Source organism: Salinimonas profundi, assembly GCF_014750655.1.
Taxonomy (GTDB): Bacteria; Pseudomonadota; Gammaproteobacteria; order Enterobacterales; family Alteromonadaceae; genus Alteromonas; species Alteromonas profundi_A.
In genome coordinates this window covers 51,364-78,001 of the sequence record NZ_JABBXD010000005.1, presented here as the reverse complement: position 1 = coordinate 78,001, position 26,638 = coordinate 51,364, and the positions used below count along the sequence as shown (strand labels likewise).

Sequence of the window (26,638 nt, the reverse complement as noted above, 5' to 3'; positions counted from 1 at the left end):
TAAGTGGAATTAGTTAATTTAAAAGATGCCAGTGATACGGCTTCATTCTCTCAGGCAATTGTAAGAGGGTTGGGTAAAAATCAGGGCCTGTACTTTCCCACCGCTATTCCGAAGCTGGCCAATATGGAACAACTGCTTCAAAAGCCATTTGTCGAGCGCAGTATCGAAATTCTTCATGCGCTGATTGGCGATGAACTGGGTGAGGGTGTTTTGCAGGATGTTGTCGAGCAGGCCTTTACGTTTCCGGCCCCAGTGGAAAAAGTCTCGGATGATATCTATACCCTGGAGCTTTTTCACGGGCCTACGCTGGCGTTCAAAGATTTTGGCGGACGCTTCATGGCACAGTGTCTGTCGCGCATTCTGGACGGTAAACCGGTCACCATTTTAACGGCAACGTCCGGCGATACCGGTGCTGCAGTTGCCCATGCATTTCACGGCATAGAGAATATCAACGTCGTCATTTTGTTTCCGGATGGCAAGATTAGTCCGTTGCAGGAAAAGCTATTCTCGACATTAGGTGACAATATTCACACTGTGGCCATTGACGGTGATTTTGATGATTGCCAAGCCTTAGTTAAACGCGCCTTTGACGACAAACAGGTTCGTGATGAGCTGCATCTTAACTCGGCCAACTCAATCAACATCAGTCGGCTTCTGGCACAGGTTTGCTATTATTTTGAGGCCGTTAGCCAAATTCCTGAAAACGAAAGGGAGCATCTGGTTATCTCTGTTCCCAGCGGTAATTTTGGTAATCTGACCGCAGGACTTATCGCGCAGGCCATGGGCATGCCGGTAAAACGCTTTATTGCGGCAACGAATCTTAACGATACCGTGCCGCGCTACCTGAGGACCGGAGAGTGGGAGCCGAAGAAAACGGTTGCCACTATGTCCAATGCCATGGATGTCAGCCAGCCAAATAACTGGCCTCGCATTGAGGGGTTAATCGAGCGCGGATTTGTGAACAAAGACGTGCTCAAGGGCGAGTCAATTGACGAACAGTACACACAAATGGCACTGCGCCAACTTGCTCAGGCTGGCTACACCAGTGAACCCCACGCGGCTATTGCATATCGCTCGGTGAGTCATGATCTGGCACCGGGCGAGAAAGGCTTGTTTCTGGGCACGGCGCATCCGGCAAAATTTCGTGAGACAGTAGAAAATGTGCTCGGGCAGCCTATCAGTCTGCCTAAAGTGCTGGCAGATGTGGCAGGTGAAGATAGCCTGGCGAAACAACTTCCGGCCGATTACGAAACACTCAAGAAGCATATTTTCGACACTCTCAAGGGGCATGCGTGAACTGGGAGGATGTCTTAGGCGCAGAAAAGCAAAAGCCATACTTTCAGTCATTGATGAGGCGCGTAGAAGAGGCACGTCAAAGTGGCAAGACGATATATCCTGCCCGTGAGGATGTTTTTAATGCGCTTACATTGACCCCTTTTGATGATGTGAAGGTCGTGATACTTGGCCAGGATCCATACCATGGGCCGGACCAGGCTCACGGATTATGTTTTTCAGTGCAAACCGGCGTTGCCACGCCGCCCTCACTGAAAAATATATACAAGGAACTGGCGCAGGATATTGATGGTTTTACTACACCTGTGCACGGTGATCTAACCCGTTGGGCCCGGCAGGGCATTTTACTGCTCAATACAGTGCTGACTGTTGAGCAGGGAAATGCTCATAGCCATGCAAAATGGGGGTGGGAAACACTGACTGACCAGATTATTCAGGCAGTCAGCGATCATAAGCAGGGCGTCGTTTTTTTGCTTTGGGGCAGTCATGCTCAGAAGAAAGGCAAGAATATAGATAAATCAAAGCATCATGTGCTTACTGCGCCGCACCCATCCCCACTTTCCGCTCATCGCGGATTTTTGGGTTGCAGACATTTTTCCAAGACAAACGCACTGTTACGTGAGCAGGGTGAATCTGACATCATCTGGCAGGTGTAAAGTTGACAAATCCGAAGCATGGGCAGCTTGAATTTTAATCTATATTGAAAAAGTGTGCGTAAACATTTTAGTCGCAATTTAAAAAATTGAAATGGGTTAAAAACACCCCTATAGTGAAGTTCAGGGACAAAGTCTGCAATGCTATCGCATGAGGGGCTCGCAGTGCGTCCTGAAAACCGCATACGCGTTTTATCTGTAAGTCAGGGAAAGGAAGACAATCATGAAAAAAGTAATAGCCGTAACAGTTCTACTTTGCACGTCGCCATTTGCAGTGGCGAGCACAAATTCAGCGACCTGCGGTGAATCCTCTCAGTGGCAAGATACCGGCTTTGAACTAGCCAGCAAAGGTAAGGCCGCGACAGAATTTTACGCATTGGCAAAACAATGCAACGGTAGTGTGTCGAAATCGGAGGAAGCGGCCTTTGTTAAAGGTTACATGGCCGGAATCCAGACGTTTTGTAACTACGAAAATGGCTTCGAGCTAGGTAAAGAAAATGCATCAGTTCCAAACATTTGCCCGAAAAGCATGTTGGATGAAATCGCGCAAGGCTATAAGGACGGCAAGGCCCATCAAGACAGGCGCTTAAACGATATTCTTAGCACTGATACAGTTGGCATCGTTCCTCGCTACAATGTTCCTTTCAGTAGTGGCAGGTAGTAATCGTTAGATTATGAAAAAGCGCCTGAAAGGCGCTTTTTTTGTGGCTGCAGATTGTTGCGTTACAGCCAGGCGAGCCGCTTTAAGAGTAAATACGACTTATAAAAAATGGTAAGCGTTACTGGCAGTCGCAACCTTATGGGTTGCTGTGTCGGTTTTCATTTTCTCTGAAAGCCCCTCAATCCACTTGCGTACCAAACAATATCTTCATTCCGCTTCCCGACAACTGTCTAACTTTCTACCTAAAGCGAGGTCTGCCCCAATCAGCATACTGCTTGTTCAAGACACTGCTGGTAGAGATCAGCCTTCGCTGTTAACGACAGGGTAATTAATAAAAAGTAAAAAATGTGGCTTTTGAATCCAACCTTTGATGGCCTGCCTGCTACTAACAAACAACGTATCAAAAAGCGGAATTGTGATGAGAGTACTATTGCTGGCAGGTTTATGGGTATCTGCGATGAATATCGCGTTTGCAGATGAAGTGAAGGCGCTGGATCAGAGCCCGCTGAACTTCAGACAGCTAGAAAAGACCATCAATCAGCAAGTAGCCCGAGAAAGCGTGCCGTCAGTGTCGTTTGCGCTGATTCATCGTAATAACGTCGTGTTCAGTCATCAGGCCGGCGTATTAAAGGCAAATGAAAATACGCCCGTGACAGACCGGACAATTTATGAAGTAGCCTCACTGAGCAAACCGGTTTTCGCTACAGCAGTGCTCAGGCTGGCAGAGCAGGGGCTTCTTGACCTGGATAAACCGCTTTATCAATACCTGCCCTTCAATGAGCTGGAAAAAACAGATAGGTCTTATCGCGCTGTTACCGCCCGAATGGTGTTATCGCATACATCCGGATTTCCTAACTGGCGATGGTTTGATAAGCCCCCTGAATCGGCCAGCATCACTCGTGGGGATATGTATATGAAAGCTACACCCGGGGAGTTTACCTATTCGGGTGAGGCGTTTCATTATCTGGCCCGCGTTGTGATGAAGCTGACTAATTCAGATGAAAAAACGCTGGAAAAGGTGCTAACTGAGCTGGTACCGATTAACGATAATAATGACATTTTCTGGACCTGGGACGATGCGTTAGCGCAACGAAAAGCCTTTGGACACAAGAAAGGAGTGCCTACAGACCGGGAGTGGCCTGTGTCCTTTCCCGATGACAAGCCTGATAGAATAGGGGTGGCCGGCAGACTTCATACGAATGCCGAAACATACGCCCATTTTCTTAGTGCACTGTACAGCGGACAATATATTAATAGCTGGTCATTGATGGAAATGCTCACTGTACAATCTGCTGTTCCACCAGATTCTTATGATTATAAAAATAATCACCTGATAGGCTGGGGGCTCGGAATTGCGTTAGGGGCTTCTGAATTTGGCAGCCGACATGTTCACGGCGGCAATAACGGAGATTTCCAATCTGGCTTCACGGTTTATCGATTTGGTGAGCTTGGCTTTGTCTTTGTCACAAACGGGGACGACGGTGAGCGACTGCACCGGTTATTTGAGTCGATCATAAAACATGGCACGCAATAGCCAGCGAAGAGACTCCTACCTCCTTTATGCAGGCACTTTTATAAAACGCAGATGCAGACGTCTGGCAGCCAAACAACTGTTTACGCCTTGCTAAAAAGTAACTGCATCTGAATCAGCAGTGTTTAGCCTGATATACAGGCATGTTTTATCTGCTTCAGACTTATCGCGCAATCATGCTAGTGTCGTAAAACAAAAAACGGCCATTTGATACCAAATGGCCGTTCCTCATTTTATCTTTGCATGGTCTCAAGCTCGTATTCAAAACCGGCGTCGATTTCGGCGAGCTCTTTTTCTAGTCTGTATCTATCCTGTAAGGCTTCGATTTCTCTCCACTTTCGCTTTTTGCTTTTGGTTTTTGCTGGCGTTGCTTCGATGTCTAGCATGGAAAATAGATCTGACTTATCCACGAGGATCTCCTTTTATTTACCACTTACAACAGTGACAGAGCGACTCTATCTCTTCCTCTGTTCAATTTTGTATCACAGCTACATTGAAAATAAAATAAAAAAGTTTACTTTTTATTAACAAAGTGTGACGTTTCCGTGACAGGGTCGATAAAGGGAGGGGAAGGGCAGCGCAACTGCGTCTACCCGATAGTTAAGAAAGAAATGATGACCTACTTTAGTGCATTCGCGCGCTGAAAGTGAGCAATCAACTGCTGCGTTGATGCATCAAATTTCTCACTGCTCGCGTCGCCGTTTATGCCATCAAGAACTTGATTACCAAGAACTTTTCCTAACTCTACGCCCCACTGGTCAAATGAATTGACCTGCCAGATGGCACCCTGAACGAACACCTTGTGTTCATATAGAGCAACCAGCGAGCCAAGAACTTCAGGCGTCAGGGAATTAAACAGCAAAGTATTGCTGGGCTTGTTGCCAGGCATCGTTTTGTGCTGAGCAATGGCCTTTCGTGTGGCTTCATCCATGTCGGTATCAGATAAGTCGGCATAACATTCGTCAAATGTTTTGCCCTGCATCAGAGCCTGCGTCTGACCAAAACAGTTCGACGCAAGCATCGCATGATGTGTGTCGTCCTGATTAGGTACGTTCAACGGAAGCATGAAGTCGGCGGGTATAAGCGACGTACCCTGATGAATCAACTGATGAAAGCTATGCTGACCGTTTGTTCCTTCACTTCCCCAAATGATAGGGCCTGTCTCATAGTCCACGACATCGCCTTGCTGCGTAACCTGCTTGCCGTTACTTTCCATATCCAGTTGCTGAACATAAGCAGGTAAACCGCGCAGATAATGATAATACGGCAGTAACACGTGGGATTGCGCGCCAAAAAAGTTTCTGTACCAAATACCCAGCATTGCCATAATTACGGGCATATTGGACTCAAGGGGCGCCTCGCAAAAATGCTTATCCATTGCATGCGCACCTTTAAGCAGGCTGTGGAAATGATCAAACCCTAAAGACAGGCAAATTGGCAAACCGATAGCAGACCACAGGGAGTAGCGACCACCAACCCAGTCCCACATCGGAAAAATATTGTCCTTTGCTATGCCAAATTCTGTTGCAGCTTTCACATTGGAAGAAACGGCCACAAAATGTTTGGCGATATCTTTTTGCGCAGCGCCGTTGCCTAAAAACCAGCTTTTTGCTGTTTTGGTATTTTGCAGCGTTTCCTGGGTAGAAAAGGATTTTGACGACATCACGATCAGTGTTTCTTCATGATCAACACCTGCCAGCACGTCATTGATGTGGCATCCATCCACATTCGCCACAAAATGCACTTTTACGCCTTCGTGCTGATAGGGCTTCAACGCCTCTGTCATAATCTTAGGGCCCAAAAACGAGCCGCCAATGCCGATAGCTACGATGTCTTTTATCGGCTTACTGGTATATCCTTTGTGCTCACCGCTATGAACCGATTCGGTGAAGGCACGCATTTTATCCAGCGTGGCTTTGACCTCCGGCATAACATCTTCACCGTCGACATACACCGGTTCATCAGTAAGATTACGCAAAGCCGTATGTAATACCGCCCGGCCTTCAGTCTGATTAATGGGTTGTCCACTGAACATCGCATCACGCTGCTGTTCTACTTTGCCAGCGCGCGCCAATGACATTAATCCGCTCATAACCTCATCGGTGACTCTGTTTTTTGAATAATCGAGAAACAGGCCACAGGTTTCAGTTTGCATTTTTTCAGCCCGCCGCGGATCCGCCTTAAACCAATCACGCATGTGGGTATCTTTTACTGATTCAACAAGGGTTTTCAGATGTTGCCATTCTGGCTGGTGGGTAAGAGAACTCATGAGCAAATCCTGCTTTATAGCGTTTAAACAAAAAAGGTTACACTATGACACAGCGTAACCTTTTTACTATATTAAATGTAGTATTATATTAAAATTAGACGTCCAGTTTTTGCTTCAAAACATCTTCTAACTTCACCTGGTCGGCGGCAAAGTTTCTGATACCTTCAGCCAGCTTTTGTGTCGCCATGGCGTCTTCATTCATCATCCAGCGAAACTCAATTTCTTCAATTTTATCGCCTGGTGTTTTGCTACTTCCCTCATCCTTTAACTGGCGCGGTAATTCAGCTGTCTCGTTGGCCAGTTCCTCCAGAAGAGCAGGACTGATGGTGAGTCTGTCACATCCGGCTAATGCCTGAATCTCGCCAATATTTCTGAAGCTTGCACCCATTACTACCGTGCTGTAGCCGTACTCTTTGTAATAGTTGTAAATTTCAGTGACCGATTGTACACCTGGATCTTCTTGGGCGGTGTATTCTTTTTTATCTGTATTGGCTTTATACCAGTCCAGAATGCGACCTACAAAAGGAGATATCAGAAACACGCCCGCTTCTGCACAGGCTCTGGCCTGAGCAAAGTTGAACAATAATGTCAGGTTACAATGTATACCTTTTTTCTCCAGCTCCTCGGCGGCCCGGATACCTTCCCATGTTGAAGCAATTTTTATCAGAATGCGTGACTTATCAATACCTTCATCAGCGTACAGTTCAATCAGGCGCTCTGCTTTTTCTATGGTTGCTGCAGTATCAAATGATAAGCGGGCATCAACCTCAGTAGAAATACGGCCGGGAACCGATGAGGAGATTTCTTTGCCGATAAGCACAGAGAGTTTGTCGGCGGCATCTACGAGCTGCTGATCAGCATCCTTTGACTGCAGTTTTGCCCATGCCACTGCATCGTCAATAATCTCTTTATAGTGCGGCAGGCTGGCTGCTTTTAAAAGCAGAGACGGGTTGGTTGTCGCATCGACTGGCTGGTACTTTTTGATCGCTTCAATATCGCCGGTATCGGCAACCACGGTTGTCATTTCACGAAGTGCTTCTAACTGATTACTCATAGTTCTCTCTGAATTAGTCAAAAAAATGCAATAGACGAAGTTAACGGATAACCCGTATCGGTTCGTTTTACTTAACCCTTCAGGGCATGTGCGTTGTAGGGTTATTATGGTCAGAATCTTAAAGCAGATCGCAAAAATCTTTTCCTGAGGATCTGCATGACCACTATAAAATCTTATCTAACGTATTATCCAAATTGGGGTTATTTAATGCTATTCAACCAAATAATTGATTAGGATGATAAATTTTTTCGTCTTTAAACACTTTATCTAAAAACATAGACTACCCGCATTATTTAAATTAGGAATGACATTATGTTAGTTGTGGTATCGCCCGCTAAAAATCTTGATTACGACTCGCCGGTGCCGGCAGATAAATCTACACAACCGGAACTCATGGAAGATGCGCAGCAGCTGGTCGAGCGCTGTAAGCACCTTTCTCCGGCTGATTTGTCCTCATTAATGGGGATCAGCGATAAGCTGGCGGTACTCAATGCCAATCGTTTTGCAGAATTTTCTACACCGTTTACTCCGGAAAATGCGCGTCAGGCGCTTTTTGCCTTCAATGGTGATGTTTATACCGGGCTGGATGCTTACTCGTTAAACGACAATGACATCAGCTATGCACAGCGTCATTTGCGGATATTGTCCGGCTTGTATGGCGTTCTGCGACCACTGGATTTGATGCAGCCGTACCGGCTCGAGATGGGTACGAAGCTTGATTCCGAGAAAGGTAAGGATTTGTACGCGTTTTGGGACAACACTATTACTGAGAATCTGAATCAGGCACTCAAAGAGCAAGGTGATAATGTGCTGGTTAACCTGGCCTCCAATGAGTACTTCAAATCTGTGAAGAAAAAAGCGTTGGACGCAATGATTGTCACGCCGCAGTTCAAAGACAAAAAGAACGGCCAGTACAAGGTAATCAGCTTTTATGCAAAAAAAGCCAGAGGATTAATGGCCCGTTATATTATCGAAAACCAGGTTGAAGATGTGGCAGGTCTCAAAGCGTTTGATGAGCAAGGTTATTATTTCAGTGAAGAACAAAGCTCTGACACGGACCTGGTCTTTTTAAGAGAAGAGCAGAAGTAACCAAATAAGGCACAGCGTGCTGCATTCGCTGCGCATGCTGTGCCGGTCAGGTTTACCCATCTTGCTTAAGGGCAATACGGGCGCGTTCAAGCTTGTATATCCGGTAAAGATAACCCAGCGGCACGAACACGGTGCCGATAATTAGTAATGATCTGACGATGCCACCTGTCGCTGGCGTATAGAACCCCCACCAAATGAATAACATTGTTATACTCGTAGCGAGGGTGAATACGACGTCACTGTAAAACCGGAACCGATGAACGTATAGGCGTTTCATGTATCATCACCGCTCTTTTAACCACCGCAAATGACTGCGAAATGACAATACAGTGGTTCATGATAACAATGGTCTGGCTGACACTGGATTAACACAACAGGCGCCAAACGTGGCAATATACTTGTTGAACGAATACGAAGCATAGCGTGTTCGGTAACAGCACTGAACTGTACAAAAGACGGGATATTAGTCGGTAAATAACTTCTGCTGAAATTTTAATGTACGGGTGGTTTCACCGCGTTGTAGTGAGATAGAAAAGCGGTAGGTATCTGCGTTTTCAAATGGAAAAGTCGCCAGATAGTAAATTGCTTTACCCTCTGTGACTTTTTTAAAACGTAGTGGCTGAGCGTTGCCCAGTAAATTAGTCGCTGTACCTGATACGGCAACATTTTGCGCTTCAAGCGTCTCATTATTCAATACTGAGAGATTAACCAATGCGCTGTATTTACTGCGCACAATGTCATATTGATTGGCGACTTCCGGCGTCAGAAATGACGTATTCACCACTATATAATGGACATCCCACTGACCCAGTGTCATTTTTTGCTCGGCCTGACTGAACCATGGAGCAAGCAATAAAACGAGCGTAAACATTAGTCGGGGCAGTGCGATGTTTCCATATTTCATCGTGGTCTCACTATTTTGATTGTAAGGTTAGTACAAACCAAAGGTATCCTGGATTAGCAGCTGTATAAATTGTAGTGCAATAATGGCTACCAGCACCGAAAGATCCAGACCGCCGATAGGTGGAATAACCTTTCTGATTGGAGCCAGAAACGGCTCGGTCAACTGGTGTAATACATACTCAATAGGACTGCTGCCCTGGGAGATCCAACTCAAAATCGCGCGAAGTATCAGCACCCAGAATATTAATGAGAAGGTTTCTTTGACCACATCAATGATGGCCAGAAAAAACACGGCCAGCGGGTTACTCAGGCCTGAACCAAATACAAATGATAGTGTTGCCAATTTGGCAAATGCGACCAGCACCGCTAGCACAAAGGTGGCGGTATCAAACCGCCCCAATGAAGGAATGATGCGGCGCAGCGGGCCCACGATGGGGTGGGTTGCTTTTACCACAAACTGGCTCAGAGGGTTGTAAAAGTCTGCATGAACCAACTGTAGCCACAATCGTAAAATCACTACCATCAGGTACAGATTGAAGAGGGTAGAGATAAGAAATACCGATGCGCTCATCTAACACGTCCTGCTAAAAGTTATAGTTGTTTGGCCATTTCTTCGGCGCGGTCGACCGCCGCACGCATTGCTTTGGCAACGATGTCAGACAGTCCTTCGTCAATCAGTGTATTTACGGCCGCTGCAGTTGTGCCCCCTTTTGAGGTCACCTGCGCACGTAATTCACTTAATTCCAGATCCGGGTTATTGCAAACCATTTCTGCGGCGCCCAGCATAGCTTGCTGGACCATCAGTCGGGCGGCCTCTTTATCAAAACCCATATTCATTGCTTCTTCCTGCATTGCCTGCAGGAACAGGAAAAAATAAGCCGGGCTGGAACCAGCAGCAGCAATGACACCGTTAATATCATCTTCTTTTTCGGCCCAGACCGTCTCGCCCACACCGTTCATCATGTCTTCTACATATTGACGGTCTTCGTCACTGATACTCTCATCAGCATACAGGCCCGACATTCCCTTGCCTAACAGACTTGGCGTATTGGGCATTACTCTTACTACCGGATAATCACCACCCAGCATTTCTTTTAATCGAGAAACCGGCAGACCGGCAGCAATAGAAATAAACAGCTTTCCTTCCAGGTCGTTATTTTCGCGTAACGCTTTACACATATCACCCATGACCTGGGGTTTGACGGATAAAACAATAGCATCAGCAAACGCACAGGCATCATCGTTTGACACCGTAGTCTGAATCCCGAACTCTTCTTCAAGCTTTTCAAGGCGTGGGGCAGTTGGATTACTGGCAAGGATGTGCGCACTGTCGTAACCAGAATGAATCAGGCCACTGATGATGCTACGGCTCATGTTACCTGCGCCAATAAAAGCAAGTTTTCTCTGTTGCATAGGGATCCTTATCGGTTAATTGAAAATCACGTGATAATTTATCCGCGCCGGGCACCAAAAATTGCCGTGCCCACGCGCACCATGGTAGAACCGTGAGCGATAGCCGCTTCCAAATCACCACTCATACCTACGGATAGGGTATCAAAATTGCTCAGCTTTGTATGGTAATGGCCGAATAATTCTGCCAGTTGCTCAAGTGTATCGTTTTGCTGTGCTTCGGTTACATCAGCCTGCGGAATCGCCATGATTCCCCGTAAGCATAAGTTTTTAAACTGCTGAATCTGTTCGACAAGTTCGGGAAGCTGCTCTGCGCCGATGCCGGATTTGGAGGACTCATCGTCCAGATTTAATTGAATACAAACGTTAAGCGGCGCAAGATGCGAGGGGCGCTGCTCATTCAATCGGCGGGCAATTTTCATTCTGTCGACTGACTGCACCCAGTCAAAATGCGCTGCCACAAGACGGGTTTTATTTGACTGAATGGGACCTACCATGTGCCACTGAATATCATCAAGTTCAGTCAGTGCCTGAATTTTTTCAACGCCTTCCTGAATATAATTTTCGCCAAACAAACGTTGTCCCGCTTCATACGCTTGCCTGATATCAGATACCGGTTTTGTCTTTGATACCGCTAGTAATTGAACGGAATTTGAAGGACGATGAGAGCGAGCAGTCGCCTGATCTATCCGCTCGTGGGCTAACTTCAGTCGTTCTGCTATTGTTTGCATTGTGCACCTAACGATTTGGAGAAGTAGTCGTGGATATTACCGAACTTTTAGCGTTCAGTGTTAAGAATAACGCATCAGACTTGCACCTGTCAGCGGGCTTGCCGCCAATTATTCGTGTGGATGGCCAGATGCGCCGCCTTAATATCCCGGAGCTGGATCATAAACAGGTACACAGCCTGATTTATGAGATCATGAACGATGCCCAGCGCAAGGAATACGAAGAAAACCTTGAGGTCGATTTTTCCTTTGAGGTAAAAGATTTATCCCGCTTCAGGGTTAACGCGTTTGTTCAGAATCGTGGGGCAGCAGCGGTACTTCGGACCATCCCGTCGCGGGTCTTGTCGTTAGACGAGTTAGGTGCGCCGGATATTTTCAAACAGATTATTGATCAGCCCACCGGCCTGGTACTGGTGACCGGTGCCACCGGGTCGGGTAAAAGTACCACGCTGGCGGCCATGATCGACCACATCAACAACTTCAAACGTGATCACATTCTGACCATTGAAGACCCCATCGAATTTGTGCATGAAAACAAGCTCAGCCTGATTAACCAGCGAGAAGTACATCGCGATACCCGTAGTTTTAATAACGCACTGCGCTCAGCATTGCGTGAAGATCCTGATGTTATTCTGGTGGGCGAATTGCGGGATCTGGAAACCATTCGCCTGGCCATGTCGGCCGCTGAAACCGGTCACCTGGTATTCGGAACCCTGCATACCAACTCTGCCCCCAAGACCATTGACCGTATTATCGATGTGTTCCCGGCGGAAGAAAAATCAATGATTCGATCCATGTTGTCAGAATCACTGCGCGCGGTTATCTCACAAACGTTATTACAAAAATCCGGGGGAGGGCGAATTGCTGCGCACGAAATTATGCTAGGTGTGCCGGCGATCCGTAACCTTATCCGTGAAGATAAGGTGCCGCAGATGTATTCTGTGATACAGACCGGTCAGGCGCAGGGAATGCAGACTATGGACCAATGTCTGCAGCGACTGGTTGCAAAGGGACTGGTGTCGCAGCAGGATGCCAGTTCCAAAGCTATTGATAAGTAAAAGAGGAACTGACGGTGTTAACTGATTATTTGCAACAAGCCACCGAGCAGGGTGCGTCGGATATTTTCATCACAACCGGCTTTCCGGTCAGCGCTAAAATTAACGGCCAGCTCACCCCCCTTGATGATCATACGCTTTCTCCCGAGGATGCCAGAAGCCTGGTTCATAGCGTGATGGAACAGCGCTACATCGATGAGCTGGATTCGACCAAAGAGGCTAATTTCGCTGTGGGCTTGGACGGTATCGGCCGTTTTCGGTGCAGTGCTTTCTGGCAGCGTGATTCAATCGGTATGGTCGTGCGTCGGATTGTGACCGAAATTCCAAAAGTCGACGATCTGGGCCTGCCGCCGATTCTCAAAGATGTGATTATGAGCAAGCGGGGCCTGATTCTGATGGTGGGTGCGACCGGTACGGGTAAATCCACATCACTGGCTGCCCTTATTGATCATCGGAACCATAACTCCCGCGGACATATCCTGACTATTGAGGATCCGATCGAATTCGTGCATCAGCATGGTAGCTGCGTGGTCACGCAACGCGAGGTTGGCGTCGATACACAATCTTTTGATGAGGCGCTGAAAAGCTCATTGCGCCAGGCACCGGATGTCATTCTGTTGGGCGAGATCCGCTCCATGGAGACGATGGAGTATGCCATGTCCTTTGCCGATACGGGTCACTTGTGTGTGGCAACGCTGCACGCCAATAACGCCAATCAGGCAATTGAACGTATCATGCACCTGGCCCCGCGTGAACTGCACGACAAGTTGCTCTTTGATTTAAGTCTTAACCTGCGTGCTATTGTGGCGCAGCAACTGGTACCGAACAAAGACGGTGGCAGGGTTGCCGCAATCGAGATTTTGCTCAACACCCCGTTTATCCGGGAACTGATTCAAAATGACAGAATTGGTGAGCTCAAAGAAGCGATGAAGAAAAGTAAAGAGGCGGGTATGCAGACATTTGATATGGCTTTGTACGAGCTGTATCAGAACGGCGATATCGAGCTTGAGCAGGCACTACATCATGCGGATTCACCGAATGATCTTCGTCTGATGATTAAGCTGGATTCTGATAATGGGGCGAGTCTTGGTTCCTTAAGTGATGTTTCTATTGATATGGACTGATCATGGAAAAATTATTCGGAAGTGATGACCAGTTTCTTATCCAGCGTCTGCGAAGCGAGCTGGAAGAAGCAGGCATTCCTTATCTGATGAAAAACCAGTATGTTGCCGGAGCAGTAGGCGAGCTGCCCTGGCAGGATATTCAGCAGGAAGTGTGGCTGGTCGATGAAAGCTGGAGCCATCGAGCCAGCAAAGTGGTAGAGAGTCTGAGTTATAACGGCACGTGTTTTTGTGAAAACTCTGACTGGCAGTGTGATCAGTGCCAGGAAATCAATGAGGGTGCCTTTGCTATCTGTTGGCAGTGCCAGGCACCTAAACCAGAGCCCTGTGAGCACTACTTGGCGGCGAAAGCCGCGGGTGAAAAAGACTGAGAACTGAGCTTACTGATACTGATTTTCTGCCCAGCTGGTGAATATCACGCAGGCGGACACACTATCAACTTTGTCTTTCGTCAGCTTTTTGTACCCACCCAGTTCAAAGAGCATCGCTTTAGCATCGGCGGTAGATAGCCGCTCGTCCCAGGTTTCCACCGGACGTCGGAAACGGCCGTGCAGCCGGTTGGCAAACTTTTTAGCGCGCTGGGTGACTTCCTGTTCGGTGCCATCCATGTTCAACGGTAATCCTACAACTACAAGGTCGGGTTCCCACTGTGTATAGAGTGTTTCAACCTGCTGCCAGTCCGGAATACCGTCTTTGGCCTTAAGTGCGGGCAGCGGGGATGCTGTTGCAGTAATTTCCTGACCAACCGCCACACCAATACTTTTTGTGCCGAAATCAAAGGCCAGTATTGTGCGCTGACCTGTCTCACGCATGGCCAACACCGGGGGTGAGCTGCCACACATCAATTCCCAGCTTATTAACAGCTGCCTGCCATTTCTCATGTATAGGCAGATTAAACAGAATATCCGTGTCTGCTTCTATAGTCAGCCATGCATTTTCCTGCAGTTCTTTTTCCAGCTGCCCGGCGGACCATCCGGCATAGCCCAGCGCGATGACTGATTTATCCGGACCTGCATTGGTTCCTATCGCTGTCAGAATATCTTTGGAGGTGGTAACCACCACATTATCTGCCAATGTCAGACTTGAGCCCCACTGGCCCTGGTCAGAATGAAGGACAAAGCCGCGCTCCTGACTGACCGGGCCGCCGGCAAGAATAATCTGTTCACGTTTATCCTCAGCAACCTCAATCTCTTTATCCGTTTGCTCAAGAAGCTGTTTAAGTGTCATCGTGGACGGTTGATTGATAACGATACCCATTGCACCTTCATCATTGTGTTCACAAATATAGGTGAGCGACCGTTCAAAGTACGGGTCGTCAAGCGAAGGCATCGCAATGAGGAGGTGATTTTGTAAACTCTTAAGCTCTGTCATAAATTGACTCTCTGTTATTGCTTAAGACGACGCTCAATGGCATCAAACAGCATCGCCATAATATTGATATCAAAACTGGCTTCTATTTCTCTTACGCAGGTGGGGCTGGTAACGTTTATTTCGGTAACCTTATCACCGATAACATCGAGACCGACAAACATTAAGCCGTGAGACTTAACCACCGGTGCAATTTTTTCAGCCACTTTTTTGTCTTGCTCACTTAGCGGCTGGGGACGACCCGTACCACCGGCGGCAAGATTACCCCGTGTCTCGCCTTTTCCTGGCAACCGTGCTAACGCATAGGGCACCACTTCACCGTCAACGATAAGAATTCGCTTATCACCATCGGTAATTTCGGGTAGATACTTTTGCGCCATCATGTAACGCTGACCTTTCGCCGTCAGCGTTTCAATGACCACCCCAAGATTATTGCCGTCTTCCTTTATCCGAAAGATAGAGTTGCCGCCCATGCCATCTAATGGCTTGCAGATAATATCGTTATGCTTAGCGTGAAAAGCCTTGATGCGCTCGCTGTCGCTACTCACCAGCGTATCGGGAATAAGATCGCCAAACCACGCCGTAAACAATTTTTCATTGTAGTCACGTAGCGCCTGCGGGTTATTAACCACAAGCGCCCCGTCTTTTTCAGCCAGAGATAAAATCTGCGTCGCGTACAGAAATTCGCTGTCAAAAGGAGGATCTTTACGCATCAACAGTACGTCAATATCGCCCAGCGCCATAACCTGTGGCGCTTCCAGAGAATAAAAATCTTCAGTCGTATCCTGTACTGTGACACGACGAACTGTGCCCATAGGTTTGCCATTATCCAGATAAAGACTGCTCATCTCCAGATAGAGCAGGGTGGCCCCGCGACGCTGCGCCTCAAGCATCATGGCAAAACTGGTATCTTTATGCGGTTTAATAGTGGCAATGGGATCCATTACCACACCAACGGAATAGCTCATGGCTGTCTCAACTTAATCATATAGTGAACGGAATATGGCGCCCGCCCTCACTTTTTCAAGTTCGCGGTACACCAATGCTTGCTAAATATCGCCGTGGATACCCTGAAGTAAGCTTATGCTGGCAATCGCCGCGGTTTCGGTGCGCAGTATACGTGGCCCCATATTGACAGCACCGTATCCCCCCTCTTGAGCCTGGTGAACTTCCTGCTCGCTTAAGCCGCCTTCAGGGCCGATAAGCAAACGGTAACCCTGGGTTTTATAAGGCGTCTTGCTAAAACCACTTTGAGCGACCGGACTCAGGACCAGTCGATGCTGCTGTGTCGATGCCGATAAAAACTGGCTGAGCTCCTGAACCGGATGCAGCACGGGTAAGCGGTTACGCCCGCTTTGTTCACACGCGCCAATGATGACTTTTTGCCACTGAGCAAATTTTTTCTCCCAGCGCTTTTGATCCAGCTTTACTGTGCATCGCTCGGTAATCACCGGCGTAATTTCGGTAACACCCAGTTCAACACTTTTCTGTAGCACCGTCTCCATCCGATCGCCCTTGGAAATGCCCTGGGCCAAATGGATAGGCAGCGCTGACTCGGTAGAGAGTGACAGGCAGGCGTCAATTTCAACCATCACCTCTTTTCTCGAAACGCTGATTATTTGCCCGCTGTATTCATTCCCGTCGCCGTTAAATAATACGACTGGCTGATTAGCTTTCATTCTTAGCACCGTGCTGGCGTGATGCGCCGCATCGGCAGATAGTGGAAACTCCTGGTCCAGAGGGACATGATCCGGATGATAAAAGCGGGGAATTCGCATAATTCTCATTATTTTAGAAAAAGTGCGCCTATAATAACGAGGAAGGCCCGGCAGAAGCAATCTTCACCGGGCCTGTCATCAATGCAACTATGCTGTCAGTAACAGATAAACTGGTTTAATTAACAGATACTGCCTTTGACGCCGCTTTTTTCGGCAACGTAACGATATTCTGGGGTATGTGCTGAGCGTTAGTCTGCGCAGCATGACGCCTTGCGTGAACGGTATTTTCGCCTTTATCCGCGGTTAAAGCATAAATAAGCAATAGGGATACAATGACAAAAAGCACTGTAAGAAATAACATTGTAATAATCCTTTCTTTTCGTTGAACAACGAAGTTTTCCAAACTGAAAACGTGATCGAATCCCACTTCGAAAACCTGTTTGGATATCTCAATAACCCGAACAGCGCATCCCTTGGCTTGGGGAATTGAGAAGACTAATTATAGGAAAATCAGCCGCTATATACCAGTAATTACCACAGTGGGGTTGTCAGTTTTTTACGTTCTTTATTAAAATCAGCGTGTTGCAAAGTGGAAGCGCAAACGCGTTATCTATATACGTTGCGAGCGCGTTCTTAGTGCATTATTAGGCGAGAAAAATGACAGGTTGTCGATTACGTCAACTATACATTGGTATAAATCTTATTTAATCATCAACATAACTCATTGCAAGGACACTACCTTCCTTGCTAGGTTATTCTCAAGTATCACACTTTTTGGGAAATACCTGTATGGAAGAAAAGCTTAAGCTGTTTACCGCAGATGACATTGAAATGTATGTCAACGATTACGCCATTCCGTGGGCGATTAATATCGCCATGGCGATTATTATCTATTTGGTGGGCCGTCTGGTTGTGGGCATTGTTATGTCGATGTTCCGCCGGGTCATGGCCAAGTCAAAATATGACGAAATGCTAATTAATTTTGTTGAGTCTATTTTGGGCGCCATTCTGATGCTCTTTGTCATCGTCGCCTCGCTCAACGAATTGGGAGTGGATACCACCTCTCTGGTGGCTATCGTCGGTGCCGCAGGGCTTGCTATTGGTCTGTCACTGCAGGACTCGCTTAAGAACTTTGCTGCCGGTGTTATGTTACTGGTCTTCAAACCGTTTAAAGCCGGTAACTTCGTTGAAGCAGCGGGGACTACAGGGGTCGTGCAGAAGATAGGTATATTCCATACCACCATGACGTCTTTGGATAATAAAGAAATTACGATTCCGAACTCGAATATCTACGATGACAACATCACCAACTATTCTGCTAAAGAAACGCGCCGTGCAGATATGGTGTTTGGTATCGGCTACGATGATGATCTACGTAAAGCCAAGCGTATCCTCGAGGAGATGCTGGCTGCCGATGAGCGAGTGCTCGAAGACCCTGCGCCGGCTGTTGGTGTTATGGAGTTAGGCGACAGCAGTGTGAACTTTACCGTTCGCCCCTGGGTCAATGCTTCAGACCTGCTGGTTTTCAAATGGGAGTTTACTGAGAATGTGAAGCTTCGGTTTGATGAAGAAGGCATTTCCATTCCTTACCCGCAAATGGATGTACACTTTTTCAAAGAGGCAGACAACACGCAGCAGAAACCTGCCGCCTCGTCTGCCGGTTCGCAGGAGACATCACCAGGCGCGTGATTATCTTCATCTAAAAAAAACACCGCAACATTGCGGTGTTTTTTTATGCCGTTCATACCGCTATGGTTATCGACGGCAGTTGGGACGCTTGCCGGTTTGTTCATACACATTAAGCGCTTGCGACATGTTTGCCTGCAGGTTCTCAATACGGGTCTGTGGCGCAGGGTGGGTAGACATCAGTTCGGGCGGACGTTGTCCTCCACTGGCAGCTTCCATATTCTTCCATAATTCAACTGACTGACGTGGGTTAAAACCCGCTTCGGCCATTAACTGCAAACCTATTAAATCTGCTTCTGATTCATGAGCGCGACTGTAAGGCAATTGCACGCCAACCTGCACACCCAGTCCGATCGCAGCCATTATCGGCCCGGTCTGTGGTACTTCGTTGGCAGCCAGAATCTGGCCTACGGCTTGCGTACCCACATTGATAAGTGCACCTTGCGACATGCGCTCATTACGGTGCTCGGCAATAACATGACCTATTTCGTGGCCAATCACCGCGGCTAACTGGTCCTGGTTCTGAGCAACCTCCATTAGTCCGGTATAAACGCCAATCTTACCGCCTGGCAGCGCAAAGGCATTCACCTGATCTTCATCAAAGACAACGACCTCCCACTGACCATCGTAAACAGACTTTGGTACGAAGGGCGTCAGACTGTCAGCAATACATTCCACATATTGGTTTTTCACCGGCTGACGGGAAACATTTTGCTTTTGCTTCATATCTGTAAATGCCTGTTCTCCCATTTGCGCGAGCTGGTCAGAAGAAAACAGTAAAACCTGATTACGTCCTGTAGGCGATGTAGCACACGCCACGACAGCCAGAGTTAGTGCGGCAACCAGTATCGACTTTACCCGTCCTGACATAGATGTTTCCTCAATTTTGTTAGGTTTTTCAATGTGTTTTAAGACGAGTTTACTGTGAGGTGTGCACTGACACCAGTCTTAATCACAGATAACATTGTCTATTCCTGCAAGCTTATATGTCTGGCGGTGACACACAGTTTACTTCTGCTGACAAACAATCGCTGAAAAAGGCGCTCATCTGCTAGCAAGATTTATGCATCGATACCTATGAATACTTTGTCTCATGACATTTTTGTCACAACGCGCTAAGCTAGAGCCATAACTGGCATCAGCGTTATCAGCGCAGCCTCGCAATTGTATTAATGCGTTTAAAACAGAGGCTGGGGTCCGGATAGCATTCGTATTCGTGACTTTTTCTGTGCGCAAAAAGCTGAGCCATCAACAGCATAAGAGAGCGAAATGGCAGAACAAATTGTTGTAAGTGGGGTGGGGGTCTGGAATCCGGAATTTACCATCACCAACGAAGAGCTGGTAAATAGTTATAATACCTGGGCAAATTCGTATAACGAAGTGCACAAGGCACAAATCGAAAATGGCGAGCTTACTGCAAAGCCACTTTCCAGCGCAGAGTTTATTGAAAAGGCCTCGGGTATAAAGCAACGCTATATCTACCAGAAAGACGGCGCTCTTGATATCGACAGAATGCGCCCGAACATTCCTGAACGTGACGAGAACACCTTAAGTGATCAGGCACAAATAGCGGTAGCGGCGGCCAAAAAGGCACTGGCTGAAGCTAATAAGTCTGCTTCAGATGTTGATGCTGTTATTGTTTCCTGTGCATACACGCAGCGGGCCTACCCGGCGATTGCCATCGAGGTACAGCAGGAACTGGGGATCGATGGATTCGGTTTTGATATGCTCGTGGCATGTTCAGCAGCGACATTCGGCATGCACCGGGCTTATGAAATGATTGCGTCGGGCAATGCCCGCTGTGTACTGGTTATCAATCCGGAACTGGTCTCCCCACAGATCAATTATACTGACCGGGACAGTCACTTTATTTTTGGCGATGTTGCCACTGCTACTGTGCTGGAAAGTGCAGAAACCGCCTCAGCGGAGCATGTGTATGAGGTGCTCAGCACAAAGGCACTGACGAAGTACTCAAGCAATATCCGTTCGAATTTCGGCTATATGTCTCGTGCTAACGATGTGGATCCCTACGGACCGGATAAATTGTTTCATCAGGCGGGACGCAAAGTATTTAAAGAGGTTTGCCCGTTGGCAGCTGAACACATAGAGCAGCATCTGGCAAAGCATGAGCTGACGCCTGCAAACGTTCAGCGCTGGTGGCTGCATCAGGCAAATATCAATATGAATACACTGATATGCAAGCGGCTATTGGGCCGTGAAGCATCAGCCGAAGAAGCCCCTATCGTACTTGATGAGTATGCTAATACCGCTTCAGCGGGCTCAGTCATCGCATTCGGGTTACATCACAAAGATCTTAAATCCGGCGACTACGGTGTGCTGTGTTCATTTGGAGCGGGTTACTCTATCGGCAGCCTGGTACTGAAAAAGCGATAAATTACCTTAGCCTGGTACACTAATAATAGGGATGTAGATGATTGCGGATATCGGCTATGGCATGAATGCGTTAGGTTACCTGACGCTTCTGTTGTTGTTATTTACGGTTCGTAAATCAGGGTTAGCCAAGTATCTTCTGATGCTGGCCTCTATGGTTACTTTTGCCTGGTCACTGAGCTTTGTAACCGTATTATTTGGTCCTATCAGCATGCCGCGTCTGCTTAACGCAGACACCTTTAAAATGCTGGTATGGTTACTCTTTCTTGCCAGTTGCTTGCGCGAAGACTTTGTGAGTCTGTGGCGGGTGCTCAGTCGCCCTGTCACGGCGGTAATATTGACGCCGCCGATCCTTACGCTGGTCCTCCCCCAAATCCTCCCAGTGGCCGCTTCTACGCATTTTCTGCTAATGACAATCCTGTCGCTGGAAGTGCTGGTGCTGCTTGAAGTACTGTACCGTCAGGCCGGCAAGGACCGTTGGGCATATAAACCGCTGGTTATCTATCTCGGGGCGATTCATTTATTCGAGTTTTTTACTTACATGAATGCAACGATGGTTAATCAGGTGGGGCTGGGATATATCGCCGCACGAGGATATGTTTATCTGATGTTGTTGCCGCTTTTAGTGGTGGCAATCCGGCGTATTAAGCACTGGGGAGTCGATATTTTTATCTCCAGGCAGGTGGTATTACACAGCTCAATGTTGGTAGTGGCCGGTGTATTTCTCTCCGTGGTCGCGCTGGCAGGGTATGCGGTGAACTATTTTGGTGGCAGCTGGGGCGCGACCATTCAGATACTTTTCTTTGCATTATCGCTGACCATGTTGGGCGCAGTGATCATGTCCAACAGCCTGCGCAACAGAGCCAAGGTCTTTATTGCCAAACACTTTTTTGCCAATCAGTTTGATTACCGTGTGGAGTGGGTCAAGCTGACCAAGGCGCTGACTTCTCAGACCGACAGCATTAATGATGTGTACAACAACGCACTGATAGGCACATGCGAGGCGGTAAATTATGAAAACGGGGTGCTGGTCAAGGTGGCGGGCAGCAATGTAGAAGAAGTGGCCCGCCGCGGACATGCTGTGTTGAGCGATGATGATAAAGTCATACTCAGACATCTTGTGCCGTTTTGCGCCACCACTAACTGGCTGGTGGATCTTCAGGAGTATCAGGTCAACCCGTTTAATTACGAAGGGCTTCATCTTGACAGAAGCGTGGTTGCAAACAGTCACTTTCACCTGGTAGTCCCCTTTTTTGAACAGGAAAAAATCTGGGGCTTTGCACTGCTCAGCTCAACCGATGAAAAAGTGAACCTGAACTGGGAAGTCAGAGATTATCTGCATGCTGTCAGTGAGCAGGTAACCACGTATATCCTGCACAGCGAAGCCGCCAAAGCGGTGGCAGAAAATGCGCAATTTGCAGCGTTTAGCCGGATGTCGGCGTTTGTATTACACGATTTGAAAAACGTGATGGCACAAATCGATCTGATTCTTTGTAATGCAGAACAGCATAAGAATAACCCTGAGTTTATTGATGATACGTTCGAGACATTGCATTACACCAAGGCCAGAATGGACAAGATGCTGCGTGAGCTTAATGAAAAGAAAGTGGATGAAAAGGGCCTGGATTCAGCGCAGACATTATCCATCATCATCGCGCAGGTTATCGATGCTCGCTGCCAATCGCTAAAGCCTTTGCCGCAATTAACTGTAGACGAAGAATTCCAGGTTGTTGTCGATGCGGACAAATTCGCCAATGTCATTTATCATCTGATTAGTAACGCCCAACAGGCCACGGATGATGCTGGTAGGGTAACAGTCTGTTTGTGTGTCGATCACAGTGAACACAAGCAACTTGTGAAGATCACAGATACAGGATGTGGCATGGATGAGCAATTTATCGCAGAACGTTTATTTAAGCCTTTTGATACTACGAAAGGTAACGCAGGGATGGGGATTGGCGCTTACGACGCCAAGCAGTATATGGCTTCTCTGGGAGGTCGTCTGACAGTGGAAAGCGAGGTAGGGAAAGGAAGCTGGTTCACGCTGGAATTTCCACTGGATTAGCCCGGATAACGAATAAAAAATATAAGGTATGTCAATGACGGATACGATACTGGTTGTAGATGATGATCTTGGGATCCAGAAACAACTCAAATGGAGTTTCACAGATTACAATGTAGTGTTTGCCGATGATCGCAGCTCTGCTATCGCGCAGTTACGTCGCCACGAGCCCAAGGTAGTCACGTTGGATTTGGGTCTGCCACCCGATCCGGCCAATGCCTCGGAAGGGCTTAAGACACTCGAGGAAATTATTGCACTTGCACCTCGCACCAAAGTCATTGTGGTAACAGGAAATAACGATAAAGAGAACGCGTTAAAAGCCATTGAGCTGGGCGCTTACGACTTTTATCAGAAACCTATCGATTCAGATACTATTAAGCTTCTGGTGCACCGCGCACAAAATCTGGCCAAACTTGAAGATGAAAACCGGATTCTGGCGAAAGCGCGTCCGGGGATGGGCAAAATCATCGGCAACAGTGAAGCGATTCAGGCTGTAGTCAGACGCGCTGAAAAAATCGCCAATACGGACATCAGTACCTTACTGCAAGGGGAAAGTGGTACAGGTAAAGAGGTATTTGCCAGAAGTATCCATGATCACAGCCCGAGAAAGGATAAGCCATTTGTGGCAATCAACTGTGCATCTATTCCCGAAAACCTGCTGGAAAGTGAACTTTTCGGATACGAAAAGGGCGCGTTTACCGGCGCGAACAAAACCACGCTGGGTAAAATAGAAACTGCGCAAGGCGGCACATTGTTCCTTGATGAAATCGGCGACATGCCACTGGGCCTGCAGGCTAAGATGCTGCGTTTTCTTCAGGAACGGGTCATTGAACGTGTGGGCGGACGCAGCGAAATTCCGGTTGATATTCGTGTCATATGCGCAACCCACCGTGACCTGCAAAATATGGTGGCAGAAGAAAGCTTCCGGGAAGATTTGTATTATCGAATCGGCGAAATTCCTATCATGATCCCACCACTTAGAGAGCGCGATCAGGATATCATTCTTCTGGCCCGAACCTTTTTAAATCAATATCGCGAAGAGTTTAACGCCAAGGCGAAAAGCTTCAGCGATGGTGCGATTAATGCCATGCTGGCGCATCGCTGGCCGGGCAATATTCGCGAGCTGCAAAACAAGCTTAAATCTGCTGTGATTATGGCAGAGGGCAGTTTAGTGCATGCAGAAGATCTTGGGTTAATGGAGCCGGCACAGGGCGCGGAGCCAGAAACCCTTAACCTGCGCGAAGTGCGGGAATTGGCTGAGAGCAGGGCGATTCGTCGTGCTTATCAGACGGCAGATAAAAATATGTCAAAAACGGCTGAGCTACTGGGTGTGACCCGACCCACGCTTTATTCACTGATTGATAAGTACCATCTTGAAGATGTGAAAACCGGCGCCTGAGCAAAAAACTTACGGAATCCCCCCGCTTTATGCGGGGTTTTTTATTCATAAGGCCAGGTGATGGAAGCCGTGTTGTTTAATGATGTAGCAATATTCACTGACGATAATTTATAGCGTCCCGCCAGCGGATTAGCAGGCGCCGAAATTGGTTTGTCGCTGATGGTGGCTTCCAACAGTCCTACCCAGCAATCACGGCCTGAGAGCTTGGCCGCATATAGGCAATCATCCATAATCGAGAAAGCCTGTTCCCACTGCATTTTGAAGGGTTGTTGGATATCCAGTGGAAAGGCGCAAAAGCCGATACTGCAGGTTGCAGATATTCGGGCCCCATCCTCAAGTTCAAAAATATGCGATTTTACAGCCTGCCGGAATCGCTCAATTAATGCTGCCATTTTTGTCCGGCAAGACTGACGACAAATAATTAAAAACTCTTCGCCGCCCCAGCGAATTTGTAGATCTGTATCGCGAAACACATCACTGATAATACGGGTGAATTGCACCAGGAAGCGATCACCACTTAAATGACCGTGTTCATCATTTATCGCCTTGAAGTAATCAATATCGATGAGGAAACAGAGCAAATCTGACTGTCCCTCATCAGCCTCGGCATGAGTCGCAGTGTAAGCAAACTGCGCACGCTTCAACTCACCCGGCAGGCGCGATTTAAGATAATAACGGTTGTACAGACCGGTCAGCGGATCGCGCAGACTGGCGTCTTCCAGCGTTTTATAGGCGTCTTTAAGTTGCTTGTTTTTTTGCTCAAGCTCGGCGGTGCGCGCTTTTACTTCCCGTTTTAGCAGCAAATTCTGTCTGCGGTGGTTATACCGGCTATAGAGCAGAAAAAGGAACATCAGCAGCGAAACCAGCGAGCCGAGAATCAGCATATTGCGAAGATTACGCTGCTCTGCACGGGCAAGCTCTATGGCTTTGTCACGCTTTAACGTATCAATGGATTCGGCCTGGCGCTCTACCTGTAATTGTGCACTTTGCTGCAACAGTGGCTGTATACGAAGTTCGTCTACCAGAGATGTGCTCAGCTTTTGACTTTTTTCTTGCGCCTGATAGGCCCACCGATAGTTTTTCATTTGAAAAAGTAGGTCCGCTTTTTCCCGCAAAAACTCGGCCTGCATCCCTATCTGGCCATATTTTTGTGCAAGCTCCTGACCTTGCCTTATATGCATCAGCGCCTCTTCATGCGCATCAGTCATTCGCATTGCCTGCGCATGAACCAGATGGAGTTCAAGCTGGAGGGGGACAATGTCCCGTTGCAGTGCAAAATCCATGGCTTGCGATATGGCTTTCATACCATCGCTGACATTGCCTTCCCTGACTGCTGCAAGTCCAATCAGGCTATGGGTAAGGTGCATTTCTGCCGATGCATTCATGCCGGCAAACACGCTAAGGGCATTAGCAAACCAGCCTTTAGCTTCAGCATAGTTTGCCTGCCTGAGCATCAATTTACCTTTGCTGATGTATGCTTCGCCAAGAAAAAATGAGTTAGGGAGTTGCTTAAGTGTTTCTACTGCATCTTTTAAATACTGACGCGCCATCTGGTATTGCTCAAGCTGCATGTAAGCGGTGCCAACATAATACAGCGCTCTGCCAACGACAGCAGGTTCCTGACTGACGGGCTCTTCTTTCAACACGTGCTGAAGCAGAGCCAGGGCGGGTTCAAAGCGGCCCTGGCTAATCAGAATGCCACTGACAATAACTTTCTGTTCCGCCTGGCCGGATGCATCCTCTAATATCTGATAGGTATTCAGGGCCAGATAAGCATACTCCAGAGCATCTGAAAATTCACAACGCGCCCGGTGCAAGCGGGCTAGCTCAGAATAGACCGACGCCTTGGGTGCCGGGTTTTCCAGCGTACTGAACAGTTCAAGCGACCGCTCAAAAGCGATCAGAGATTCATCGTAAGCACTTTGTAAGCGTGAAAAGCGACCTTTGTAAAAGTAAGCGGCTGCCAGCGCTTCGGTATGCGCGTCGCCGGTAAACGCATCAATCAGTCCGTCTAGCTGAGTACTTGCTTCAAGGGGCTTACCGCTTTGGAATTGAGATATAACAGGATCTATCTGGCCGCACTCGCTACTGCTACACGTTAAAGGTAACATTGCAGTTGCTTGGTTTACCTGAGTAAGTGTCAGGCAAATACTGACTAGGATACAGCGAGTCGCGTTCATCCGGCCTTAAAGTTTTAGGTGTATGGCAGGCTCCAGCTCATATTATAAGCTTTGAATATTTCATTCA

25 protein-coding genes are annotated in these 26,638 nt (G+C 47.7%); 12 read left to right on the top strand and 13 right to left on the bottom strand.

Annotated features, from left to right (window positions below; all coding sequences use genetic code 11):
- The first annotated feature begins 3 nt into the window (after window positions 1-3).
- From thrC to HHX48_RS10380, 4 genes are all read left to right on the top strand, one after another.
- On the top strand, window positions 4-1,296 hold the full coding sequence (gene thrC, locus HHX48_RS10395; RefSeq protein WP_191024860.1) for a threonine synthase: 1,293 nt from the start codon (window positions 4-6) through the stop codon (window positions 1,294-1,296).
- On the top strand, window positions 1,293-1,949 hold the full coding sequence (gene ung, locus HHX48_RS10390) for a uracil-DNA glycosylase (protein WP_191024858.1): 657 nt from the start codon (window positions 1,293-1,295) through the stop codon (window positions 1,947-1,949). The genes thrC and ung overlap by 4 nt, the downstream gene beginning before the upstream one ends.
- A gap of 220 nt (window positions 1,950-2,169) precedes the next feature.
- Window positions 2,170-2,607 (top strand): DUF2799 domain-containing protein, encoded by a 438-nt coding sequence (locus HHX48_RS10385; RefSeq protein ID WP_191024856.1) that lies wholly within the window; start codon window positions 2,170-2,172, stop codon window positions 2,605-2,607.
- Window positions 2,608-3,025: 418 nt separating this feature from the next.
- A complete protein-coding gene (locus HHX48_RS10380) occupies window positions 3,026-4,141 on the top strand; it encodes a serine hydrolase domain-containing protein (protein WP_191024854.1) in 1,116 nt (371 codons plus the stop codon).
- A gap of 230 nt (window positions 4,142-4,371) precedes the next feature.
- Here the strand turns inward: HHX48_RS10380 and HHX48_RS10375 are convergent, their stop codons facing one another.
- From HHX48_RS10375 to tal, 3 genes are all read right to left on the bottom strand, one after another.
- The gene (locus tag HHX48_RS10375) at window positions 4,372-4,548 is read right to left on the bottom strand and encodes a DUF3545 family protein (protein ID WP_139755482.1); all 177 of its coding nucleotides are present in this window, start codon (window positions 4,546-4,548) and stop codon (window positions 4,372-4,374) included.
- A gap of 209 nt (window positions 4,549-4,757) precedes the next feature.
- A complete protein-coding gene (gene pgi / locus HHX48_RS10370; RefSeq protein ID WP_191024852.1) occupies window positions 4,758-6,407 on the bottom strand; it encodes a glucose-6-phosphate isomerase in 1,650 nt (549 codons plus the stop codon).
- A 94-nt stretch (window positions 6,408-6,501) separates the two neighbouring features.
- Complete coding sequence (gene tal, locus HHX48_RS10365) at window positions 6,502-7,461, bottom strand: transaldolase (protein ID WP_191024850.1); 960 nt, start codon at window positions 7,459-7,461, stop codon at window positions 6,502-6,504.
- 312 nt (window positions 7,462-7,773) lie between these two features.
- Here tal and yaaA point away from each other — a divergent pair, with 312 nt between their 5' ends.
- Window positions 7,774-8,550 (top strand): peroxide stress protein YaaA, encoded by a 777-nt coding sequence (yaaA, locus tag HHX48_RS10360; protein WP_191024848.1) that lies wholly within the window; start codon window positions 7,774-7,776, stop codon window positions 8,548-8,550.
- A gap of 463 nt (window positions 8,551-9,013) precedes the next feature.
- Here yaaA and HHX48_RS10355 read toward each other — a convergent pair whose 3' ends face one another.
- The 4 genes from HHX48_RS10355 to HHX48_RS10340 are packed head-to-tail and all read right to left on the bottom strand — an operon-like array spanning window position 9,014 to window position 11,594.
- Complete coding sequence (locus HHX48_RS10355; protein ID WP_223858291.1) at window positions 9,014-9,421, bottom strand: DUF4426 domain-containing protein; 408 nt, start codon at window positions 9,419-9,421, stop codon at window positions 9,014-9,016.
- Between the two features lie 60 nt (window positions 9,422-9,481).
- Window positions 9,482-10,024 carry a YggT family protein gene (locus tag HHX48_RS10350; RefSeq protein ID WP_191024844.1) on the bottom strand — a complete coding sequence of 181 codons (543 nt, stop codon included), beginning with the start codon at window positions 10,022-10,024 and terminating at the stop codon, window positions 9,482-9,484.
- A 20-nt stretch (window positions 10,025-10,044) separates the two neighbouring features.
- Complete coding sequence (gene proC / locus HHX48_RS10345) at window positions 10,045-10,866, bottom strand: pyrroline-5-carboxylate reductase (RefSeq protein ID WP_191024842.1); 822 nt, start codon at window positions 10,864-10,866, stop codon at window positions 10,045-10,047.
- Between the two features lie 38 nt (window positions 10,867-10,904).
- A complete protein-coding gene (locus HHX48_RS10340; RefSeq protein WP_191024840.1) occupies window positions 10,905-11,594 on the bottom strand; it encodes a YggS family pyridoxal phosphate-dependent enzyme in 690 nt (229 codons plus the stop codon).
- Window positions 11,595-11,623: 29 nt separating this feature from the next.
- Between HHX48_RS10340 and HHX48_RS10335 the strand changes: the two genes are divergently transcribed.
- Genes HHX48_RS10335 through HHX48_RS10325 form a run of 3 tightly spaced genes read left to right on the top strand, consistent with a single transcriptional unit; the run spans window position 11,624 to window position 14,138 of the window.
- Window positions 11,624-12,649, top strand: coding sequence for a type IV pilus twitching motility protein PilT (locus HHX48_RS10335; protein ID WP_191024838.1), 1,026 nt, complete (start codon window positions 11,624-11,626; stop codon window positions 12,647-12,649).
- Window positions 12,650-12,663: 14 nt separating this feature from the next.
- On the top strand, window positions 12,664-13,770 hold the full coding sequence (locus HHX48_RS10330; RefSeq protein WP_191024837.1) for a PilT/PilU family type 4a pilus ATPase: 1,107 nt from the start codon (window positions 12,664-12,666) through the stop codon (window positions 13,768-13,770).
- Window positions 13,771-13,772: 2 nt separating this feature from the next.
- Window positions 13,773-14,138: a putative signal transducing protein gene (locus tag HHX48_RS10325; RefSeq protein WP_191024835.1), complete on the top strand. Its 366-nt coding sequence runs from the start codon at window positions 13,773-13,775 to the stop codon at window positions 14,136-14,138.
- A gap of 9 nt (window positions 14,139-14,147) precedes the next feature.
- Here HHX48_RS10325 and ruvX read toward each other — a convergent pair whose 3' ends face one another.
- The 4 genes from ruvX to HHX48_RS10305 all read right to left on the bottom strand — a co-directional run bounded on the left by ruvX (window position 14,148) and on the right by HHX48_RS10305 (window position 16,913).
- Window positions 14,148-14,579, bottom strand: a complete 432-nt coding sequence (ruvX, locus tag HHX48_RS10320; RefSeq protein WP_191024833.1) for a Holliday junction resolvase RuvX — start codon at window positions 14,577-14,579, stop codon at window positions 14,148-14,150.
- Entirely contained in the window at window positions 14,572-15,138 is a 567-nt protein-coding gene (locus tag HHX48_RS10315; RefSeq protein WP_191024831.1) for a YqgE/AlgH family protein, read from the bottom strand. The genes ruvX and HHX48_RS10315 overlap by 8 nt, the downstream gene beginning before the upstream one ends.
- Window positions 15,139-15,152: 14 nt before the next feature.
- Window positions 15,153-16,103 (bottom strand): glutathione synthase, encoded by a 951-nt coding sequence (gene gshB, locus HHX48_RS10310; RefSeq protein WP_191024829.1) that lies wholly within the window; start codon window positions 16,101-16,103, stop codon window positions 15,153-15,155.
- A gap of 81 nt (window positions 16,104-16,184) precedes the next feature.
- Complete coding sequence (locus tag HHX48_RS10305; protein WP_191024827.1) at window positions 16,185-16,913, bottom strand: 16S rRNA (uracil(1498)-N(3))-methyltransferase; 729 nt, start codon at window positions 16,911-16,913, stop codon at window positions 16,185-16,187.
- Window positions 16,914-17,642: 729 nt separating this feature from the next.
- Here HHX48_RS10305 and HHX48_RS10300 point away from each other — a divergent pair.
- Window positions 17,643-18,542, top strand: coding sequence for a mechanosensitive ion channel family protein (locus HHX48_RS10300; RefSeq protein WP_191024825.1), 900 nt, complete (start codon window positions 17,643-17,645; stop codon window positions 18,540-18,542).
- Window positions 18,543-18,608: 66 nt separating this feature from the next.
- On the opposite strand, the gene HHX48_RS10295 is transcribed toward HHX48_RS10300, so the two are convergent.
- A complete protein-coding gene (locus HHX48_RS10295; RefSeq protein WP_191024823.1) occupies window positions 18,609-19,409 on the bottom strand; it encodes a M48 family metallopeptidase in 801 nt (266 codons plus the stop codon).
- 399 nt (window positions 19,410-19,808) lie between these two features.
- Between HHX48_RS10295 and HHX48_RS10290 the strand changes: the two genes are divergently transcribed.
- The 3 genes from HHX48_RS10290 to prsR are packed head-to-tail and all read left to right on the top strand — an operon-like array spanning window position 19,809 to window position 24,391.
- The gene (locus HHX48_RS10290; RefSeq protein WP_191024821.1) at window positions 19,809-20,933 is read left to right on the top strand and encodes a beta-ketoacyl-ACP synthase III; all 1,125 of its coding nucleotides are present in this window, start codon (window positions 19,809-19,811) and stop codon (window positions 20,931-20,933) included.
- A gap of 37 nt (window positions 20,934-20,970) precedes the next feature.
- On the top strand, window positions 20,971-22,995 hold the full coding sequence (gene prsK, locus HHX48_RS10285) for an XrtA/PEP-CTERM system histidine kinase PrsK (protein ID WP_191024819.1): 2,025 nt from the start codon (window positions 20,971-20,973) through the stop codon (window positions 22,993-22,995).
- 34 nt (window positions 22,996-23,029) lie between these two features.
- Entirely contained in the window at window positions 23,030-24,391 is a 1,362-nt protein-coding gene (gene prsR / locus HHX48_RS10280; RefSeq protein WP_191024817.1) for a PEP-CTERM-box response regulator transcription factor, read from the top strand.
- A 41-nt stretch (window positions 24,392-24,432) separates the two neighbouring features.
- Here the strand turns inward: prsR and HHX48_RS10275 are convergent, their stop codons facing one another.
- A complete protein-coding gene (locus tag HHX48_RS10275) occupies window positions 24,433-26,502 on the bottom strand; it encodes a tetratricopeptide repeat-containing diguanylate cyclase (protein ID WP_191024815.1) in 2,070 nt (689 codons plus the stop codon).
- Window positions 26,503-26,638 lie beyond the last annotated feature (136 nt).

Coding starts and splice junctions, on each gene's coding strand:
- HHX48_RS10380 (WP_191024854.1), top strand. CDS start 3,026: ATGAGAGTACTATTGCTGGCAGGTTTATGGGTATCTGCGATGAATATC.
- HHX48_RS10295 (WP_191024823.1), bottom strand. CDS start 19,409: ATGTCAGGACGGGTAAAGTCGATACTGGTTGCCGCACTAACTCTGGCT.
- tal (WP_191024850.1), bottom strand. CDS start 7,461: ATGAGTAATCAGTTAGAAGCACTTCGTGAAATGACAACCGTGGTTGCC.
- ruvX (WP_191024833.1), bottom strand. CDS start 14,579: ATGCGTGAGACAGGTCAGCGCACAATACTGGCCTTTGATTTCGGCACA.
- HHX48_RS10340 (WP_191024840.1), bottom strand. CDS start 11,594: ATGCAAACAATAGCAGAACGACTGAAGTTAGCCCACGAGCGGATAGAT.
- HHX48_RS10290 (WP_191024821.1), top strand. CDS start 19,809: ATGGCAGAACAAATTGTTGTAAGTGGGGTGGGGGTCTGGAATCCGGAA.
- prsR (WP_191024817.1), top strand. CDS start 23,030: ATGACGGATACGATACTGGTTGTAGATGATGATCTTGGGATCCAGAAA.
- yaaA (WP_191024848.1), top strand. CDS start 7,774: ATGTTAGTTGTGGTATCGCCCGCTAAAAATCTTGATTACGACTCGCCG.
- HHX48_RS10305 (WP_191024827.1), bottom strand. CDS start 16,913: ATGCGAATTCCCCGCTTTTATCATCCGGATCATGTCCCTCTGGACCAG.
- HHX48_RS10275 (WP_191024815.1), bottom strand. CDS start 26,502: ATGTTACCTTTAACGTGTAGCAGTAGCGAGTGCGGCCAGATAGATCCT.
- HHX48_RS10325 (WP_191024835.1), top strand. CDS start 13,773: ATGGAAAAATTATTCGGAAGTGATGACCAGTTTCTTATCCAGCGTCTG.
- HHX48_RS10350 (WP_191024844.1), bottom strand. CDS start 10,024: ATGAGCGCATCGGTATTTCTTATCTCTACCCTCTTCAATCTGTACCTG.
- HHX48_RS10385 (WP_191024856.1), top strand. CDS start 2,170: ATGAAAAAAGTAATAGCCGTAACAGTTCTACTTTGCACGTCGCCATTT.
- HHX48_RS10300 (WP_191024825.1), top strand. CDS start 17,643: ATGGAAGAAAAGCTTAAGCTGTTTACCGCAGATGACATTGAAATGTAT.
- pgi (WP_191024852.1), bottom strand. CDS start 6,407: ATGAGTTCTCTTACCCACCAGCCAGAATGGCAACATCTGAAAACCCTT.
- HHX48_RS10355 (WP_223858291.1), bottom strand. CDS start 9,421: ATGTTTACGCTCGTTTTATTGCTTGCTCCATGGTTCAGTCAGGCCGAG.
- proC (WP_191024842.1), bottom strand. CDS start 10,866: ATGCAACAGAGAAAACTTGCTTTTATTGGCGCAGGTAACATGAGCCGT.
- prsK (WP_191024819.1), top strand. CDS start 20,971: ATGATTGCGGATATCGGCTATGGCATGAATGCGTTAGGTTACCTGACG.
- gshB (WP_191024829.1), bottom strand. CDS start 16,103: ATGAGCTATTCCGTTGGTGTGGTAATGGATCCCATTGCCACTATTAAA.
- HHX48_RS10315 (WP_191024831.1), bottom strand. CDS start 15,138: ATGACAGAGCTTAAGAGTTTACAAAATCACCTCCTCATTGCGATGCCT.